The following is a 17,213-nucleotide window of genomic DNA, read 5'->3' on the forward strand; positions in this document are numbered from 1 at the left end:
GAAGTGAGCGCCATTTAAATGTGTGAATTATGACCAGAACTCTGCTATTTACATTCTTCGTGTTTTTTCTGAGCTTTGGTTACAGCGCTGCGCAAAGTAATCCGCGCTATTTTGTTTTATTTAAAGACAAAAACAACACGACTTTCTCCACTGAAAAGCCAGCTGAATTTCTTTCCGCACGTGCAATCGCCCGTAGAACGCGACAAAATATTCCCATCAGAACGCAGGATTTCCCTGTAAATCCCGGTTATGTTTTTGCGATCAAACAAGTGGGCGCTTCTGTGATTTTCACGTCCCGGTGGTTTAATGGCGCCGTTGTGGAAGCAACAGCTGCCCAGCTTGCCGACATCAGAAAACTGCCATTTTTCAAGAGCATTGAATTTGATTTGCCTGTGGCAAACATTGGTTCAAAATCACCCGGAGTGGAACGCATAGGCAGTGTAAACCGGAAATTTGGCACAACCGAAGATCTGAATTATGGCAATATGAATGCGCAGCTGGCACTTATGGACGTCCCCAGCTTGCATAACAAAGGTTTTCATGGAGAAGGAATGCTCATCGCCGTTATTGACAACGGATTTGCAAATGGTGACGTGGTGCCGTTCCTCAAACCGCTCCGTGACGAAAACCGAATCATTGATACATATGATTTCATGGGCCGCGAAACTGATGTTTACAATGACGGCTCGCATGGCTTAAATGTGATTTCAACCATGGCTGCCGAGCAATCCGGTGTAATGATTGGCGCAGCATTTAAAGCAACTTACGCACTTTACCGCACTGAAAACGACTTCCTGGAATCGCCTTATGAAGAAATCGCTTGGCTTATGGCAGCTGAGCGTGCCGACAGCGTCGGAGCCGATGTAATTAACTCTTCACTCGGTTACACGCAGTTTGATGACGAATTTGCCAAGCCGGAATACAGTTACACTTACGAAGATATGGACGGCAAAACGACCATTGTGAGCCGTGCAGCCCGTTTTGCGACACGCACGGGAATGTTGGTGGTCAATTCGGCCGGGAATGATGGCAACAAAGCCTGGCGTTACGTGGGCGCGCCTGCGGACGTGGATTCTGTGCTAACCGTCGGCGCGACAAATTATGAGCGGAGTTATGCCGCATTGAGTTCCCTGGGCCCGAATGCAGCCGGACAGCAGAAGCCGGATGTTGCGGCGGTTGGCTTGGGAGCAGTTGTCGGAAGCACATCGGGCAATGTTTCCAGCAGCAACGGGACGTCATTTTCTTCACCATTAATGGCCGGATTTTCGACTATTCTTTGGCAGGCTTATCCCAATCTGACCGCGCAACAGCTTATTTATGTCATCAAAAAATCGGGGCACCAGGCAAGTGCACCTGACAATCGCCTTGGTTACGGCGTGCCAAGCGCTGTTCGGGCTGAACAAATTATTCAGGAAGAGTTTTCTCCGCTTGGCACGGAAGATAATTTACTCACTTCCATTGTCTTATCGCCAAACCCTGTTCAGGAAAATGCAAGTCTGTCAATTCCGCAACATTTGGTTGGGAAAAAGGCGGTGCTAAGTCTTTACGGGCAAAATGGCAAAACATTAAACACCCTGGAAGCCAAGCTGACCGCTAACCAGCCCATTACTTCCTCACAACTTCCTGCGGGACTTTATCTTGTCAAAATCAAAGTTGCTAATCAGGAAAAAGCCCTGAAATTTATCAAGCAGTAACCTTACGGATCATCCGAACCACCGATTCAGAATCATTCAGCTCACCAACATTTTTAAGCAGAATCCACTGCACATCCAATGACTCGTCGTTCACGACAATTTCCTGACCTTCAACGGCTTTGAACAAAAAACGAATGTCGTAATGATAATGTGCCGGAAGTCCTTTCCGTTCCGGAATGAGGTGAATGTCGACGTCAAATATGCCTTCCTTAGCCAATTCAAGCTCCTTGATGCCTGTTTCTTCCCATATTTCCTTGCGTGCAACCCGTTCCGTATCAGGATCTCCGTCGCAATGTCCGCCAGGCTGCAACCATCGTCCCAACTTTTGGTGATGCATGAGCAAAACAGCGCTTCCATCCGCGGAAAGCATTAACCCAGAAGCAGTTACATGTCCGATTTGCAAGCTTCGCTCGAAGCAATCTTCGTGATTTTCGATAAAATCAATGGTTTCAAGATACATTTCATTTTCGAGTCCGATTTCAGGCGTATATGCGTGCAAAAGGGCCAATAAACTGTTTCGCTTCATGTAGGCTATGTGATTTTTTCATTCTAATTTCACCACAAGTTTAATACTTCAAGAAATAAACCACCTTATTTGAAAATGAAAAAATACTTCTTATCAGTGTCCATTGCCGCTTTACTCGCAACCTCAGCCATAGCGCAGCGCACGCCGCAAGCCAGTCCGTCCGCGAGCGTTATGCAAAGCATTGGTGTCACTGATTTCACAGTAAAATATTCCCGCCCGGCGATAAAAGGACGTAAAGTGTTCACCGACAGCTCCGAACTGGCTCCCTACAATCAAATCTGGCGCACCGGCGCAAACATGGCAACGACATTGGAAGCAGGAACTGACTTTTCATTTGGCGGCAAAAAAGTGCCAGCAGGAAAGTATGCGTTATTCTCCATTCCATCGGGCGCTGCGTGGACGGTAATTTTGAATAAAAATTTCAACCAGGGTGGAACGCAGGATTACAAAGAATCGGAAGATGTAGCAAGAATAATGGTCGTACCAACTTCCGCTGAGTACACCGAAAGCTTCAAGATCAGCATTGACCCGACATCGGACAGCACCGGCTTCCTGAACATTTCATGGTCATCGGTTAATGTGCCGGTTCCGTTGGCAGTAACCACAGAAACATTGACAATGGCCGGTTTGAACAAAGCTGTGGCCGAAAAGCCCGAAGACATTGCGGTTTTGCAAAGCACAGCGGGTTATTTATTATCGCAAGGCAAAGATTTGCAAGTGGCGCTTTCCCTGGCAGATAAGGCGATTGGTTTGAAAGAATCCTATTCCAACTTGTGGCTGAAAGCACAGATTTTAAGCAAATTAGGAAAGAATGCAGAAGCATTGCCTGTCGCTCAGAAAGCATTGACATTAGGAACCGCAACGCCTAACGGCGCATTCACAAGTTTCTACAAAGGTCAGATCGAAAAAGGAATCACGCAGATGCAGTCAAAAGTTTCCAGCGCTCCGAAACAAGCAGTTTCGAACGTGAAGGGAAAAAGAAGAAGTAATTTGTGTCGGGATGCAGCGTGGTCGTTTGCGTCCCGACATTTTGCGTTTTACACGTTGTTACATCCCTGCCGGGATTTGCGATTTACGCATGGACGACCATTTCTACCGATATTACATGCCTCTGGCATTTTCGCTTCGTGTGATATCTTTTGCTTCCGAGATTGCATGCCTCTGGCATTTCCGCTTTCGTGTGATATCCATTTGCTACCAAGATTGCATGCCTCTGGCATTTCCGCTTTCGTGTTACATGCTTTTGCTACCAAGATTGCATGCAGCTGGCATTTTCGCTGTCGTGTGATTTCCGTTTGCTACCGATATTAACATGCCTCTGGCATTTCCGCTTACGTGTGATTTCCTTTTGCTACCGATATCACATCCTTTAGTTGCGACCGATATTTCATGCCTCTGGCATTACGTGCACCAATGCAAGTCGCGGCGCGACGTAATATTGGTAGAAAAATATGTTCGAAGGAAAATTAAATGCCGGAGGCATGCAACAACGTCCACAACGCGCTTCCGACGCAACAAATCCAATCAACGAAAAAACCGCGGAACGCTCCATTCGTAACGGACGGCCAATATGCGGATGACGATGATGACAATTGATCCGGAAATAAACGCAATGTTCCGCCCGGCGCCGAAATCGTCTAATAACAAATAAACGCAGGCTCCTGCCAGACAAGCAGTTGCATAAACTTCCTTCCGGTAAATGATGGGGATTTCATTCGTCATCATATCGCGCACTACGCCGCCCATTGTGGCTGTAAAAACGCCCATAATCACTGCAATTTCTGGCCTTACACCTAAGTGAAGGGCTTTTTCCGTTCCTACAATGGTGAACAATGCGATCCCGAATGTGTCGAAAAGAAACAGCGTCTTTCGCAGTCGCAACAAAAATTTGTAAAAAATAAATGTGACCAGAATCCCGGCCATAATGGCGTAAATGATCGTAATGTCACTGATCCAGACCAACGGGTAAGCATCTAACAAAATATCACGCAGCGTTCCTCCGCCGATCGACGAAATGAACGCCGTGAAGCTCGCGCCAAACCAATCCTGATGCTTCTGGTCTTTCACAGCCAGCGCCCCGGAAATGGCAAAAGCGAATGTTCCGATGATCTCTAAAATATATTGGATACTCATCCCCTTGCCTTAAACCGCGACAGGCGCCTTGATTCCGGGCCACGGATTGTAATTTTGAAGCTCGAAATCCTCAAACTTGAAGTCAAAAACACTTTTTACATCGGGATTGATCGCCATAACAGGAAGCGCGCGTGGCTCACGGCTCAGTTGCAGATCCACCTGTTCCAAATGGTTGAGATAAATGTGCGTATCGCCACCGGTCCAGATAAAATCTCCCAGATCCAGATCACATTCCTGCGCAATCATCATCGTCAGCAATGCATAGCTGGCAATATTGAACGGCACGCCAAGAAATACATCGGCGCTGCGCTGATAAAGCTGACAGGACAGTTTACCTTTGGTTTCGCCTGCATCTTCATTGGGTGGCGCCACGTAAAACTGGAATAACGCGTGACAAGGCTGCAATTTCATTTCTGACAACTGCGATGGATTCCATGCCGAAACGAGGATGCGGCGCGAGTCCGGTGCGTTTTTCAGTTGCTTCAACACTTCTTGCAACTGATCGACCGTCTTGCCGTTAGGGCCTTCCCAGCTGCGCCATTGCTTGCCGTAAACCGGTCCGAGATCGCCGTTTTCATCTGCCCACTCGTCCCAGATCGACACCCCGTGCTCTTTCAGATATTGAATGTTGGTATCCCCTCTCAAAAACCACAAAAGCTCGTAAATGATCGACTTCGTATGCACTTTCTTGGTGGTTACCAAAGGAAAACCGTCCTTCAAATTAAAGCGCATCTGATAGCCAAAAACACTGATCGTTCCTGTGCCGGTCCGGTCTGTTTTACGCACGCCGTTATCAAGAATGTGGCGTAACAAATCGTGGTATTGCTGCATTTTGGGGTATTTATTAATGCTTTATAAAAAAATCAAAGTTTAAACAGTCGCGATCTCAACCGCGTAAGTGATTTCAGCAAGTGCTTCAAGCTGTGCGGTTGCCGAGCAATATTTTTCCATAGACAAGCCGATTGCGCGGTTAATCTTGCTTTCGTCCAGCTGGTTGCCTGCGAATTTGAATGTCAGGTGAATTTTTGTAAACGGCTTACGCTGTGTATTTTCTTCCTGCGTACGGTCACCGTCGGCAGTGATGCGAAAATCGGTGATGTCCTGGCGTTGCTTTTTGAGGATCAGCACAACGTCAATGGCGCTGCAACTGGCCAAACCCATTAACAACAATTCCATTGGCCTTACACCAAAACCGCCGCCGCCAATTTCAGGCGATCCGTCGGTGTGGACTTTTACTTCTGATGAACCGGTGCCTTCGAAGTGAAAGGCGTCATTAACACGAACGAGTTCTACTTTCATGATACTTACTCAGCTGATAGGCAGAGGTTTGTTTGATTATAAATGAGTTAAAAAAGCACGTTAAGCGAAGTTTTGCAATCTATAAATGCTTCGTTTGACCGCTCTACTATGATAAGGATCTGAACCGGATCAAAGTTCAAATATACTTCATCAAACCCGTTTCGGCTATTTACCCTAATAATTTAAAAAGAAGCATAATCCTTGTATATTCGTTTCATTATGCTGTATAATGGATTTTTAGTAAAATAAATGCGAAACGATATGTGGAAAGAAGAGGATAACAAATTGAAAAAAAGCTTCACCTTTAAAGATTTCAAGGAGGCATTTGCATTTATGACAGCAGTCGCAAAAACGGTCGATGAAATGGATCACCACCCCTTTTGGACAAACACTTACAACAAAGTAACGTTCGAACTGAACACACACGACGCGGGCGATATCGTTACAGATAAAGACAAAAAGCTTGCGGACGCCATTGACAAAATAGTTGAAGAATTTAAAAAATAACTGCGTGGCCGGCCAATCAAGGCCCATTTGCTTTCAATGAAACTTTACATAGTCCCCACGCCGATCGGCAATCTGGAAGACATTACCCTCCGTGCCATCAATGTTTTGAAAAATGTCGATGTCGTTCTGGCGGAAGACACACGGACTTCGGGCTTGCTGCTCAAACATCTGGGCATTTCGAAACCGATGCACAGTTACCACATTCACAATGAACATCAGACGGTTACGCGCGTTGTTGAACGCATTTTGAAAGGCGAAACGATGGCGCTGGTTTCTGACGCGGGTACGCCTGCTGTCTCTGATCCGGGCTTTCTGCTTGTGAGAGAATGCATTAAAGAAGGCATTGCCGTTGAATGTCTCCCGGGCCCGACCGCTTTTGTTCCTGCCTTGGTGAACTCAGGTCTGCCAAGCGACCGTTTTACATTTGAAGGTTTTTTGCCGCATAAAAAAGGCCGGCAAACGCGCCTGCAAAATCTCACTTCCGAGGAAAGAACGATGATATTTTATGAGTCGCCGCATCGGCTGGTGAAAGCATTGCAGCAATTTGTCGAGTTTTTCGGGCCGGAGCGTCAGGTTTCGGTTGCGCGTGAACTGACCAAGATTTATGAGGAAAATGTGCGCGGAACATTGCAGGAAGTCATCGCCTACTTTTCAGAAAAAACGATTAAGGGAGAAATTGTCATTATACTGGCCGGAAAACCCGAAGAAAAAAAGAAATCAGAAAAATATGAGGATTAATATGCTGCGGTCTGTTTTGTTCGCCTTTTTGTTCATTTTCACGACTGCATTTGCGAAAGCGCAATTCGCAACATTGAGCCCCGAGGCAAAGGTTAGTCTCGTGACTTTCGGGCCCGGCAATGAGCTTTATTCCGGATTCGGCCATAGCGTGCTATGGATTTATGATCCCGTTCTCCGGCTGGATAATGCGTATAGTTATGGCACTTTCAGTTTCGATCAGGGCAATTTCTATATCAATTTCATGCGCGGTTACTTGCCTTACAGCATTTCTGTGCATCCGCTGGGGCCGCAGCTGGATTACTATCGCGCAGAAAACCGCTCCATTTCTCGAGCAGGTCCTAAATTTGACAACTGCCCAGAAACAAAAGCTTTATAATTATTTAGAAAACAATTATCTGCCCCAAAACAGGGTTTATCCTTACAAATTCTTTTATGATAATTGCGCCAGCCGACTTGCCATTGCCCTAAAAGCAGCATGTGGCGACAGCCTCGTTTACAAAGGTTACACGCACGAAAAACTCAGTTTCCGGCAATGGATCGACCGCTACGCTTACAAGCAAAATCCCTGGGCGGACTTTGGCATGGACCTTGCGTTAGGCACGCCTGCGGATGAGATTGCTACGCCCGAACAAGCCACATTTTTACCCGATAATCTGGCCATTGCTTTTGCAGACGCAAAGGTGAAGACTGCGACCGGCCTGGCACCATTGGTGCTTAACAAACACGATTATTTCACGGCCGAACCTATTGTATATCAAGGGATTTTTAAACCTTCTGTTGTTTTCTGGATCCTGGCCGTTATTACCATGGCGCTCAGTTACTGGCAGATTAAGAAAGAGATTGTTGATTTTACTTTCGATAAAGTGCTTTTTGGCATCGTAGGACTGGTCGGCTGGCTGCTTTCCTTATTATGGTTTGCAACAGAACACAGCGATACAAAGTGGAATTACGATATCCTTTGGGCCTTTCCGCTCTGGATGCCGCTTATTTTCTTTATTTCCAAAACAAAGAAACCATCGTGGTTCCAGTTCTTGTTGATATTTTACGGATTTCTCTTACTTTGCGCAACAGGCAATGTCTTAAAACACAATTATGTTGTTATTCCAATCCTTTTAACACTGATTATCAGGGTTTACTACATCAATAATTCACTTTCTAAAATCCCCGAAAAAGGATAATATAGTAATGAATCTCGAACAGCTTACACAACAAACCATTGAACTAGTGAGACAAGCTTCTGCTTTTATCCAACAGGAAGCTGCGTCATTTTCACGAGATAAAATTGAATATAAAGACCTCAATAACCTGGTCTCTTACGTGGATAAGGAGGCTGAAAAGCTGCTGGTTGCAGGTCTGACAAAAATACTTCCGGAGGCTAGCTTCATCACCGAAGAAGGGACCACGGGCCAGGAACCCGATCCGGCAGCATTGAACTGGATCATTGATCCGCTGGATGGAACGACTAATTTTATTCACGGCATTCCGGTTTATTGCGTGAGCGTAGGCCTTGCGCGTGGAAAAGAGCTGCTGGTTGGCGTTATCCACGAACCGAATTTGGACGAAATGTTCTACGCCTGGCAAGGTGGCGGCGCATGGTGTAACGGCAAACCAATGAAGGTTTCGAATGTCGGGTCACTTGCTGAGAGCCTCATTGCAACCGGTTTTCCTTATTATAAATTCGAGAAACAGAAACGTTATATGTACATTCTTGAACTGCTCATGCAAAAAACGCATGGCATCAGAAGAATGGGCGCAGCGGCTGTGGACCTTGCATACGTGGCAGCCGGCCGGTTTGACGGCTTTTATGAATACAATCTCAATTCCTGGGATATGGCGGCTGGCGTGCTGATGATCAAAGAAGGCGGCGGAACAGTCACCGATTTCAGCGGCGGCGATAATTACCTTTTTGGCGGCGACATTGTTGCAGCAGCCGGTGGCCACAGGGAACTCGTTGAAGTAATCCGCGAAAATTTCTAGTTAAAAAACATTCAACCGTAAGCCGGTCATTCACCATTCATAACCCAGTCATGCCCTTAGACGAATTACGTTACCCGATAGGCGGATTTGAAAAGCAGGAAATTTACACGCCTGCCGAAATAAAATCAAACATTCAGATTATCAGCGCCTTGCCTTCCAAGTTCATCAATTTGCTTGGTGGGTGGAACGATGATCAATATAACACGCCTTACCGGCCGGATGGCTGGACAATCCGCCAGCTCATTCACCACGTTGCAGACAGTCACATGAATGCTTACGTGCGTTGCAGACTTGCTATGACGGAAGAAAATCCAATCATCAAGCCTTATGAAGAGCAACTTTGGGCAGAACTTCCGGATGCCAAAACGGCTCAGGTTGAGTTGTCGTTGCAGCTGCTGCGCTACATTCATTTGCGCTGGGTGCTGCTTTTGAATTCATTGGATGAAAATGATCTGGCGAGGACTTATGTGCACCCCGCTTCGGGCCGCACCATTCGTTTGGACGAAGTGATCGCGAACTATGCGTGGCATAGCGAGCACCATTACCAGCATGCTTTCAGACTTGCGGCAAGGAACAATTGGTAAATCCCCGCTGTTAACAAATCATGGCGCAGCAAATTATCATCCTCATATTATTTCTGGCGGCGGCCGGTTTCATGGGCTGGCGAATCTGGAAAGCATTTGACAACCGCAACGGCGGCGGATGCGCGAAAGGCTGCGGCTGCGCCGCCGATAAAGCGATGGCTAAAAGTTAATCAACACATTTATTTATATATAGAAAGAGGGAGTTCCGGATGGAGCTCCCTCTTTCTGTTTGTTTGCTTTTTTAAAACGCCCCCTTCTTAATATCCTCCACAACGGCGGGATCAAGCAATGTAGAAGTGTCACCCAGGTTATTCATATCACCTTCAGAAATTTTTCTTAAAATCCGGCGCATGATTTTACCTGAACGGGTTTTGGGTAAGCCTGTCACGAACTGGACTTTATCCGGTTTCGCAATCGGGCCGATGATCCGGGAAACCGTGGCGGCAATGTCTTTTCTAAACATTTCGGGATCGTCCGGCTCATTTTCTGCGATCACATAGGCGTAAATTCCCTGTCCTTTAATGTCATGGGCATAACCAACGACAGCCGACTCGACAACGCCTAAGTGCATATTAATGGCATTTTCAACTTCTGCTGTGCCAATCCGGTGACCCGAAACATTCAAAACATCATCAACACGGCCTGTGATCCGGTAATAACCTTCCTCATCACGCAAACAGCCGTCACCCGTGAAATACATGCCAGGATAAGTCGAGAAGTAAGTTTGCTTTGCACGCTCATGATCGCCATAAGTGGTGCGGATAATGCCCGGCCACGGGAATTTGACACAAAGATTTCCGCTAACACCATTCCCTTCGATTACCTGACCGTTTTCATCCACCAAAACGGGCTGAATTCCTGGTAATGGCAATGTTGCAAATGTGGGTTTTTCAGGCGTGATGCCGGCCAGTGGCGAGATCATAATTCCACCGGTTTCTGTCTGCCACCAGGTGTCGACAAGCGGACAATGATCGTGGCCAATGTTTGTTTTGAACCAATGCCAAGCTTCTTCATTAATCGGTTCTCCAACAGAGCCCAGTTTGGTAAGCGAGGAAAGATCATGTTTTTTAACAAAATCCAATCCAAAACTCATTAGCGAACGAATGGCCGTCGGAGCCGTGTAAAGAATGTTAACCTTGTGTTTGGCAACGATTTCCCAGAAGCGACCTGCATCCGGATAAGTTGGAACGCCTTCAAAAATCACCGAAGTGGCTCCATAGCAAAGCGGTCCGTAAACAATGTAACTGTGGCCGGTGATCCAGCCGATGTCTGCCGTGCAAAAATGAACTTCGCCGGGTTCATACTGAAACACATTCGCAAATGTGTAAGTCGCGTAGACCATGTAACCTCCGCAGGTGTGTACGACGCCTTTTGGCTTGCCGGTGGAACCTGACGTGTAAAGGATAAACAAGGTGTCTTCTGCATCCATCGGCTCGGCCGGACAAACGGAATCAACGTGCTTCACTTCCTCTTCCCACCAAAGATCGCGGCCTTTCAACATCGAAACAGGCGTCCGGGTACGCGTCATAACGATCACTTTTTTCACCGAATGACATTGATCCAATGCTGCATCAACCGTTTCTTTCATCGGAATCACCTTCGACCCGCGGAATGAACCGTCGGATGTGATCACCATATTGCACTCTGCATCATTAATGCGGTCTGCAATTGATTTTGCTGAAAATCCGCCAAAAACAACGGAATGAATGGCCCCTATGCGCGCGCATGCGAGCACCGCGACGGTAAGCTCGGGCACCATAGGCAGATATATGCAGACGCGATCGCCTTTTTTAACACCATGCTTTTTAAGCACATTGGCAAAACGGCAAACGCGGTCGTATAAAACGCGGTATGTAATGGTTACGGATGGATCTTCGGGATCATTGGATTCCCAGATAATGGCAGGCTGGTCGCCGCGCTCTGCAAGATGCCGGTCTAAAGCATTTTCAGTAATATTGAGCACTCCGCCTTCAAACCACTTGATATTGGCTTCATTAAAATCCCAGCTCAGGACTTTTTTCCAAGGTTTGCGCCACTCAAATTGTTGGGCAACTTCCGCCCAGAAACCTTCGGGATCGTCTACACTTTGTTTGTAGGCAGCCTGATACGCTTCAAAGGTCTTAATTTTCATGATAAATAAAGGTTAGACTTAGGATTAAGGGATATGAGGCGACAATTTATAATTTTCATTTGGTTAGTCCTACTTAATGCAAAACAGAAAATACCGCTGAAAAAACGCATTACATTGATTATCAAGCGCAAGCCGGATAATGCAGTGCAGCAGCTTTTTTAATAATGTTGATAGCTTTCGTTAACACGACGCAAAACTGTGACCCGCGGACAAAAAGATGTATTTTCGGGCTTCAATGATCTGAGATGAATGTCATGCGCAAAATAATGTCCGAAGGTGAAGAAGAGGAAACCGGTTTTTCAGAACAGGAAATCAGCTTCATTCAGGCGCATATGCATGACGACGTGAGCCAGCTTATGTTGCGCGCGAACCAGTTCAAAGGTTTTGACATAAAAAAGCTGGCCTTACAAATCCAGTCGAGGCAAAAAGCCCTGAAAAAGCTTCCCGAATGGTCCGCCAATCCCGCATTGATTTTCCCTCCTGCCCTGTCCGTCGAGCAAAGTTCTTCCGAAGGCACAGCGCGTTATAAAGCGAGCATTGTGTCTGGCAATCAGCTGATTGACATTACGGGCGGCATGGGCGTTGATTGCTATTACATGAGCCGGCAGTTTCAAAATGTGCATTATTTTGAACAGCAACCCGAAGTGGCGGCAACGGCCAAAGCCAATTTTCAACAATTAGGCTTGCGAAATGTGATGGTTAATGCGGTAAATTCGCTCGAAAGTCTGGCACAAAATGCAATCCAGGCAGACTGGATTTACGCTGATCCTGCCAGACGCAATGCGAACCGGGAGAAAGTCGTGCTCCTTTCCGACTGCACCCCGGACATTGTGACCAATCTGGACCTTTTGTTTCAAAGCGCGCCGAATATTCTCTTAAAAACATCTCCGCTTCTGGACATTGACCTTGCCGTAAAATCCCTGGAAAACCTGAAAGAAGTGCACGTGATCGGGTATGAAAGTGAGTGTAAGGAATTGTTATTTGTCATGCAGAAAGGCCATGATTCGGACACATTCGACATTAAAGTGCGCATTGTGGATGGCTCAGGAGCCGTCCTTCATAAGCTGGATTTTGATCGGGAAAGTGAGCGTTTAGCAAAGGTCGCTTATGCCGATCCGCTGCAATATTTATACGAGCCGCATGCAGCTGTGTTGAAGGCAGGCGCTTTCAAAACGATGAGTGAAGCATTTCAATTGGATAAACTTTCGATTAACAGCCAGTTATATACGTCGCACCAATTGCATCCTGATTTTCCGGGCCGTTCATTTGAAGTGATTGCAGTTTGCAAACCCGATATGCGTGATATTGGCAAGCACATGGATGGCGATAAAGCCAATATCACCGTCCGTAATTTTCCAGCGAAAAGTGAGGAGTTGAGAAAGAAATGGAAGCTGAAAGATGGTGGCAAATATTATCTTTTCGCCACCACCCTCGCCGATCATTCCAAAGTTGTTATCGTTACTATTAAGCCGGAAAACGCTTAAAGGAATTTTTCTTCGTAGTCTTTTTCAGAAAAGCCAAGTGCCACAGCTGCTCCGGATTCGTCTTCTATCAATGGTCTTTTGATCACCGAAGTGTGGGAAATCATGAGGTTGGCAGCTGATTTTTCGTCGGTTACCAACGCTTTTTCGTTGTCAGAAAGCCCTTTCCAGGTTGCACTGGCTTTATTCACAACCTTGTCCCATGGAAATTTTTTAAACCAGACATTAATCCTGTCTTCGTTAATTCCTTCCGTTTTGTAATTATGGAAAGCGTATTTAACATTGTGCTTATCCAGCCACGTGCGGGCCTTTTTAACTGTATCGCAATTGGGGATTCCGTAAACCGTCAACATAAAAAATATTTATTCACTAAAACTAAGCTTCTGTAACAACCGGCTCTTCCTTAATCAGGTCCGAGTTATGCATTTTTTCATCGTCCAGTTCTCCTTCCCAGCGCGCGATAACCGCAGTTGCAAGGCAGTTTCCGGTAACATTAACGGAAGTCCGGGCCATGTCCATCAGCTCGTCAATGCCCATAATTAGCAGCACGGGCCATTCCGGCATGCCGAAGTTTGCAATGGCACCAAGCAGGATCACCAGCGTTGCCCTTGGAATCCCGGCCACACCTTTACTCGTTAACATTAACAATAAAACCATTGTAAGCTGCTGTCCGATAGACATTTCCGTTCCGGTCGCCTGTGCTACGAAAACGGTGGCAAGCGCCAGATAAAGCGTGGAACCATCGAGGTTGAAACTGTAACCGGTTGGCATGACAAAGGAAACGATCTGCCGGGGCACTCCGAATTTTTCCATTTTTTCCATCGCCTTAGGAAGCGCGGACTCCGAACTTGTGGTTGCAAATGCAATGGACACGGGCTCAAAAATGGCTTTCGCAAACTTGATCACAGGAATTCTTGCGAACAAGGCGATTGGAACGAAAACAATAAGGATGAAAACGATCAGCGCACAATACAATGTCGCCAGCAAAAGCGCCAGGTTTCTCAACACATCGATGCCCATATGGCCAACCGTTTCGGCAATGGCCGCTCCCACGCCGATCGGCGCAAATAGCATGATGATTTTGGTAAATTTAAACATCACCTCGGCAAGCAGCTCAACGCCGTGGACAAATTTCTCTTTCTTCGCAGCTGGCAGCAATGCAAGGCTAATGCCGAACAAAACGCTGAATACAACGATTTGAAGCACTTCTCCGTGGTAAATGGATTTTGCAATGTTCTCAGGAAACGAGTGCAAAACAATGTCCTGCCACGTTTGCTCAGCCACTTTCGGCAATGTTGCATTCAATGATGCGGGAGGAATGATGCCGACACCGGGCTTGAACCAGTTGGCAAAAAACAAGCCGATTAACAGCGCAAAAGTCGTTACGACTTCAAAATAAAGTAAAGATTTCCAACCCATCCGGCCCACTTGTTTCAAGTCCGAATGTCCGGCGATCCCCGTAACAAGCGTTGCAAAAAGCAACGGAGCGATCACGGTTTTGATCATCTGCAAAAAGATCTGTCTCAGGAAATGGAGCTCGGTGCCCATCTTTGGAAAGTCATATCCGATTTCAGTCCCGACCAGCATCGAAATCAGGATCGATGTCGTCAGATTCTTTTTGATAATGGCAAATATGATGAGCCCAATCAGGGCAGCCCAGCGCAGGCTAAGTAAAACAGTATCAGATAACGAGATGAAATTGTAAGCATCCAGCACGGTGGCTATTGCAGCAATGGTAACTAAGGCAATGTTGATGATGGTAATCTTGCTCTTCATACAGGATATTAAGATGAGGAATTCATTTGTACGGTAAACTTATAAAAAATCAATTTAAGACCAACTATCTCAATAAATGCATTTGAGACGAAAAGCAAAATTATTAGTATGTATTGGACTAAAATGTTTATTGTTTGTATTAAACTAAACTATATATTTAAAATAAATGTTGGTTCAACGATTTTTTGCTAAGCCATTAAAAAATTGAAATCCTTCTTATTAACGCTGGCATCTCAGCCGGATTTTACACCCACATTATCTTTATTTTAAAAGGGGCATGATTCTTTGGTTTGAGTCAGTAAATTTGATATGTTCGGAAATTACATTATTTCCAACTCAAAAACAGGCCCGAACGCATGAACAAAATCCTCATTCCGATTGATTTTTCTGAAAACGCAGAGCGTGCATTGGCAGCAGCAAAAATTTTAGCAGAAAAAGAAGCCACCGAGTTACTGATCCTGCACGCTTATCAGCCATACATTGCAGATGTGAACCTTACGCCGGGCAATGTGCTGCCGGGCATCGACGGAACGGATTTCCTTTCAATGACCGGAGAGCTGGAAGAAGAATTTCAGAAAAGGCTAAACACTTATGTTGATGCGGTCATTGCGGAAGGCTATCATGCGCGGGCGATATGGGCAATAGGAAGTGTACAATCTACTGTGGAAGAGGCCATTAAGGAGCATAAGCCTAATCTGATCGTAATTGGAAGAACCGGAACGGGTGGTTTTATGGACAAGTTAATCGGAAGCTCGGCCACAAATATCGGCTTGCACGCAACCTGTCCGGTGCTGGTAATCCCGCCGCAAAGCGCGCCAAACCGGTTTCAAAAAGTGGTTTATGCAGCGCAGTTTGAATATGACGAAGCGGACATTCTCAAAGAGGTTTTTGTTTTGTTAAATCATTTGGGCGCCAATCTTACCTTATTAAAAGTGCATTCAGATTCTCAGCCTAACATTCAATCCGATAATCAATACATTACCGAGCTAAAATCAAAGTTCACGATTTCGGATGACCAGATCGTTTTCCGCACAGCGCGTCATGTGCTAGATGGGATTGAAGATTATTGTGATGAAGTCGGTGCGGATCTGCTGATCATGTCTTCTCGAGAACGGTCGTTTATTGAAGAATTTTTGATCAATCCGAGCGTTACCAGAAAGCTGATTATTGATACACACGTGCCATTGCTGGTATTTCACCTTTAAGTAAAAAACATTGGACAAGGCAGAGAACAGACGGACCTTTCAGCCAGATGAATTGAAGCACACGGACCGCAAGGCCAGGCGCTACAAGCGAAAAAACCTTCTTACTTCGCCGGGAACACTTACTTACATTGGCCCGGAGATCGGGCTGAAAACCAAAGTGCGGCGCATCGTTTACAATGAGGCGGTGTTCCGCAATGATCTGGTAAAGTCTTTGCAGGAATGCACATTGGATGGCTCAGAACAGCAAACAGTGACCTGGCTGGACGTCGATGGCATTCATGACACCACATTAATAGCCAAGCTGGGCAATTTGTACAAGCTGCATCCGCTGCTGCTCGAAGACGTGGTTAACACGGAACACAAACCGAAGCTGGAAATTTATGACACCGGCGGTTACATGTTCCTGACCATGAAAATGCTGCATGTGGATGTGGAATCGCCCATTTGCATATCCTCGGAACATGTCAGTTTTGTATTGAGTGACAAATATTTGCTTTCGTTTCAGGAAGAATTAACGTCTGATATTTTCACGCCGGTGCTTGACAGACTACAGGCTTCTGTTGGGAAAACCCGCCGCAATGGTCCTGATTATCTGTTGTTTGCATTAATGGACATTGTGATCGACAATTACTTTATTGTCCTTGAAAAACTTGGCGACAGTCTGGATCAAATTGAAGATCAGGTTATAAAAGGAGACGAAGACCTGTCTTTAAAAGAGCTTTACGCACTAAAAAGGGAGCTTACGACTGCGAGAAGGCTCATCTGGCCGATTCGCGACATGATCAACCAGTTGATCAGGGAAGACAACCCGCTGATCAGCAAAGAATCCATCCCCTATTTCCGGGATCTTTACGACCACATTATGCAGGTTTTGGACACCATCGACTCCTATCGCGAGCTTGTGGCCAGCCTTGCAGACGTGCATTTGTCTACAATGAGCAACCGCATGAACTCGGTGATGAAGACGCTCACCATTTTCTCAGCCGTATTTATGCCGCTTACTTTTATCGTCGGTGTGTACGGCATGAACTTCGACTATATGCCCGAACTGAGGCTTCAATATGGTTATTTCTACGTTTGGGGACTGATGACGGTGGTGACGACAGCACTTATATTTTATTTCAAGTCTAAAAAATGGATGTAAGGTTTGATACATTTGTGG

At 46.0% G+C, this 17,213-nt stretch carries 19 protein-coding genes; 12 read left to right on the forward strand and 7 right to left on the reverse strand.

All coding sequences use genetic code 11. The features are described from left to right. Window positions 1-29: 29 nt before the first annotated feature. On the forward strand, window positions 30-1,694 hold the full coding sequence (locus AC0IYG_RS26430; protein ID WP_471714101.1) for a S8 family peptidase: 1,665 nt from the start codon (window positions 30-32) through the stop codon (window positions 1,692-1,694). On the opposite strand, the gene AC0IYG_RS26435 is transcribed toward AC0IYG_RS26430, so the two are convergent. Beyond that, window positions 1,684-2,220 (reverse strand): NUDIX hydrolase, encoded by a 537-nt coding sequence (locus AC0IYG_RS26435; RefSeq protein ID WP_471714102.1) that lies wholly within the window; start codon window positions 2,218-2,220, stop codon window positions 1,684-1,686. The genes AC0IYG_RS26430 and AC0IYG_RS26435 overlap by 11 nt on opposite strands. A 75-nt stretch (window positions 2,221-2,295) precedes the next feature. On the opposite strand from AC0IYG_RS26435, the gene AC0IYG_RS26440 reads away from it, so the two are divergent. Next, entirely contained in the window at window positions 2,296-3,531 is a 1,236-nt protein-coding gene (locus AC0IYG_RS26440; RefSeq protein WP_471714103.1) for a DUF2911 domain-containing protein, read from the forward strand. A 213-nt stretch (window positions 3,532-3,744) separates the two neighbouring features. Here the strand turns inward: AC0IYG_RS26440 and AC0IYG_RS26445 are convergent, their stop codons facing one another. The 3 genes from AC0IYG_RS26445 to AC0IYG_RS26455 are packed head-to-tail and all read right to left on the reverse strand — an operon-like array spanning window position 3,745 to window position 5,652. Beyond that, entirely contained in the window at window positions 3,745-4,353 is a 609-nt protein-coding gene (locus AC0IYG_RS26445; RefSeq protein WP_471714104.1) for a trimeric intracellular cation channel family protein, read from the reverse strand. 9 nt (window positions 4,354-4,362) lie between these two features. Beyond that, complete coding sequence (locus AC0IYG_RS26450) at window positions 4,363-5,184, reverse strand: thymidylate synthase (RefSeq protein WP_471714105.1); 822 nt, start codon at window positions 5,182-5,184, stop codon at window positions 4,363-4,365. Between the two features lie 39 nt (window positions 5,185-5,223). Beyond that, on the reverse strand, window positions 5,224-5,652 hold the full coding sequence (locus AC0IYG_RS26455) for an OsmC family protein (RefSeq protein ID WP_471714106.1): 429 nt from the start codon (window positions 5,650-5,652) through the stop codon (window positions 5,224-5,226). 261 nt (window positions 5,653-5,913) lie between these two features. Here AC0IYG_RS26455 and AC0IYG_RS26460 point away from each other — a divergent pair, with 261 nt between their 5' ends. The 7 genes from AC0IYG_RS26460 to AC0IYG_RS26490 are packed head-to-tail and all read left to right on the forward strand — an operon-like array spanning window position 5,914 to window position 9,628. Then, window positions 5,914-6,159, forward strand: coding sequence for a 4a-hydroxytetrahydrobiopterin dehydratase (locus AC0IYG_RS26460; RefSeq protein WP_471714107.1), 246 nt, complete (start codon window positions 5,914-5,916; stop codon window positions 6,157-6,159). A 36-nt stretch (window positions 6,160-6,195) separates the two neighbouring features. Next, on the forward strand, window positions 6,196-6,897 hold the full coding sequence (gene rsmI, locus AC0IYG_RS26465) for a 16S rRNA (cytidine(1402)-2'-O)-methyltransferase (protein WP_471714108.1): 702 nt from the start codon (window positions 6,196-6,198) through the stop codon (window positions 6,895-6,897). Continuing rightward, window positions 6,887-7,273 (forward strand): lipoprotein N-acyltransferase Lnb domain-containing protein, encoded by a 387-nt coding sequence (locus tag AC0IYG_RS26470; protein ID WP_471714109.1) that lies wholly within the window; start codon window positions 6,887-6,889, stop codon window positions 7,271-7,273. The genes rsmI and AC0IYG_RS26470 overlap by 11 nt, the downstream gene beginning before the upstream one ends. Further along, window positions 7,242-8,075 (forward strand): hypothetical protein, encoded by an 834-nt coding sequence (locus tag AC0IYG_RS26475; protein ID WP_471714110.1) that lies wholly within the window; start codon window positions 7,242-7,244, stop codon window positions 8,073-8,075. Before AC0IYG_RS26470 ends, AC0IYG_RS26475 begins: the two co-directional genes overlap by 32 nt. Window positions 8,076-8,082: 7 nt before the next feature. Then, window positions 8,083-8,874 (forward strand): inositol monophosphatase family protein, encoded by a 792-nt coding sequence (locus AC0IYG_RS26480; RefSeq protein WP_471714111.1) that lies wholly within the window; start codon window positions 8,083-8,085, stop codon window positions 8,872-8,874. Window positions 8,875-8,924: 50 nt separating this feature from the next. Next, window positions 8,925-9,458 carry a YfiT family bacillithiol transferase gene (locus AC0IYG_RS26485; RefSeq protein WP_471714112.1) on the forward strand — a complete coding sequence of 178 codons (534 nt, stop codon included), beginning with the start codon at window positions 8,925-8,927 and terminating at the stop codon, window positions 9,456-9,458. A 20-nt stretch (window positions 9,459-9,478) separates the two neighbouring features. Beyond that, entirely contained in the window at window positions 9,479-9,628 is a 150-nt protein-coding gene (locus tag AC0IYG_RS26490) for a FeoB-associated Cys-rich membrane protein (RefSeq protein WP_471714113.1), read from the forward strand. 71 nt (window positions 9,629-9,699) lie between these two features. On the opposite strand, the gene acs is transcribed toward AC0IYG_RS26490, so the two are convergent. Continuing rightward, the gene (acs, locus tag AC0IYG_RS26495) at window positions 9,700-11,589 is read right to left on the reverse strand and encodes an acetate--CoA ligase (RefSeq protein WP_471714114.1); all 1,890 of its coding nucleotides are present in this window, start codon (window positions 11,587-11,589) and stop codon (window positions 9,700-9,702) included. Between the two features lie 254 nt (window positions 11,590-11,843). Between acs and AC0IYG_RS26500 the strand changes: the two genes are divergently transcribed. Then, the gene (locus AC0IYG_RS26500) at window positions 11,844-13,073 is read left to right on the forward strand and encodes a THUMP-like domain-containing protein (RefSeq protein ID WP_471714115.1); all 1,230 of its coding nucleotides are present in this window, start codon (window positions 11,844-11,846) and stop codon (window positions 13,071-13,073) included. Here AC0IYG_RS26500 and AC0IYG_RS26505 read toward each other — a convergent pair. Further along, the gene (locus tag AC0IYG_RS26505) at window positions 13,070-13,423 is read right to left on the reverse strand and encodes an ArsC family reductase (protein ID WP_471714116.1); all 354 of its coding nucleotides are present in this window, start codon (window positions 13,421-13,423) and stop codon (window positions 13,070-13,072) included. The genes AC0IYG_RS26500 and AC0IYG_RS26505 overlap by 4 nt on opposite strands. A 22-nt stretch (window positions 13,424-13,445) precedes the next feature. Next, window positions 13,446-14,846, reverse strand: coding sequence for a dicarboxylate/amino acid:cation symporter (locus AC0IYG_RS26510; RefSeq protein WP_471714117.1), 1,401 nt, complete (start codon window positions 14,844-14,846; stop codon window positions 13,446-13,448). A 356-nt stretch (window positions 14,847-15,202) separates the two neighbouring features. Between AC0IYG_RS26510 and AC0IYG_RS26515 the strand changes: the two genes are divergently transcribed. Both AC0IYG_RS26515 and corA read left to right on the forward strand, forming a co-directional pair. Further along, the gene (locus AC0IYG_RS26515; protein WP_471714118.1) at window positions 15,203-16,051 is read left to right on the forward strand and encodes a universal stress protein; all 849 of its coding nucleotides are present in this window, start codon (window positions 15,203-15,205) and stop codon (window positions 16,049-16,051) included. Between the two features lie 52 nt (window positions 16,052-16,103). Beyond that, entirely contained in the window at window positions 16,104-17,195 is a 1,092-nt protein-coding gene (gene corA / locus AC0IYG_RS26520) for a magnesium/cobalt transporter CorA (protein ID WP_471714345.1), read from the forward strand. Window positions 17,196-17,213: the final 18 nt, after the last annotated feature.

Source organism: Dyadobacter sp. AC419 (genome assembly GCF_979253085.1).

Coding starts and splice junctions, on each gene's coding strand:
- AC0IYG_RS26430 (WP_471714101.1), top strand. CDS start 30: ATGACCAGAACTCTGCTATTTACATTCTTCGTGTTTTTTCTGAGCTTT.
- AC0IYG_RS26435 (WP_471714102.1), bottom strand. CDS start 2,220: ATGAAGCGAAACAGTTTATTGGCCCTTTTGCACGCATATACGCCTGAA.
- AC0IYG_RS26440 (WP_471714103.1), top strand. CDS start 2,296: ATGAAAAAATACTTCTTATCAGTGTCCATTGCCGCTTTACTCGCAACC.
- AC0IYG_RS26445 (WP_471714104.1), bottom strand. CDS start 4,353: ATGAGTATCCAATATATTTTAGAGATCATCGGAACATTCGCTTTTGCC.
- AC0IYG_RS26450 (WP_471714105.1), bottom strand. CDS start 5,184: ATGCAGCAATACCACGATTTGTTACGCCACATTCTTGATAACGGCGTG.
- AC0IYG_RS26455 (WP_471714106.1), bottom strand. CDS start 5,652: ATGAAAGTAGAACTCGTTCGTGTTAATGACGCCTTTCACTTCGAAGGC.
- AC0IYG_RS26460 (WP_471714107.1), top strand. CDS start 5,914: ATGTGGAAAGAAGAGGATAACAAATTGAAAAAAAGCTTCACCTTTAAA.
- rsmI (WP_471714108.1), top strand. CDS start 6,196: ATGAAACTTTACATAGTCCCCACGCCGATCGGCAATCTGGAAGACATT.
- AC0IYG_RS26470 (WP_471714109.1), top strand. CDS start 6,887: ATGAGGATTAATATGCTGCGGTCTGTTTTGTTCGCCTTTTTGTTCATT.
- AC0IYG_RS26480 (WP_471714111.1), top strand. CDS start 8,083: ATGAATCTCGAACAGCTTACACAACAAACCATTGAACTAGTGAGACAA.
- AC0IYG_RS26485 (WP_471714112.1), top strand. CDS start 8,925: ATGCCCTTAGACGAATTACGTTACCCGATAGGCGGATTTGAAAAGCAG.
- AC0IYG_RS26490 (WP_471714113.1), top strand. CDS start 9,479: ATGGCGCAGCAAATTATCATCCTCATATTATTTCTGGCGGCGGCCGGT.
- acs (WP_471714114.1), bottom strand. CDS start 11,589: ATGAAAATTAAGACCTTTGAAGCGTATCAGGCTGCCTACAAACAAAGT.
- AC0IYG_RS26500 (WP_471714115.1), top strand. CDS start 11,844: ATGCGCAAAATAATGTCCGAAGGTGAAGAAGAGGAAACCGGTTTTTCA.
- AC0IYG_RS26505 (WP_471714116.1), bottom strand. CDS start 13,423: ATGTTGACGGTTTACGGAATCCCCAATTGCGATACAGTTAAAAAGGCC.
- AC0IYG_RS26510 (WP_471714117.1), bottom strand. CDS start 14,846: ATGAAGAGCAAGATTACCATCATCAACATTGCCTTAGTTACCATTGCT.
- AC0IYG_RS26515 (WP_471714118.1), top strand. CDS start 15,203: ATGAACAAAATCCTCATTCCGATTGATTTTTCTGAAAACGCAGAGCGT.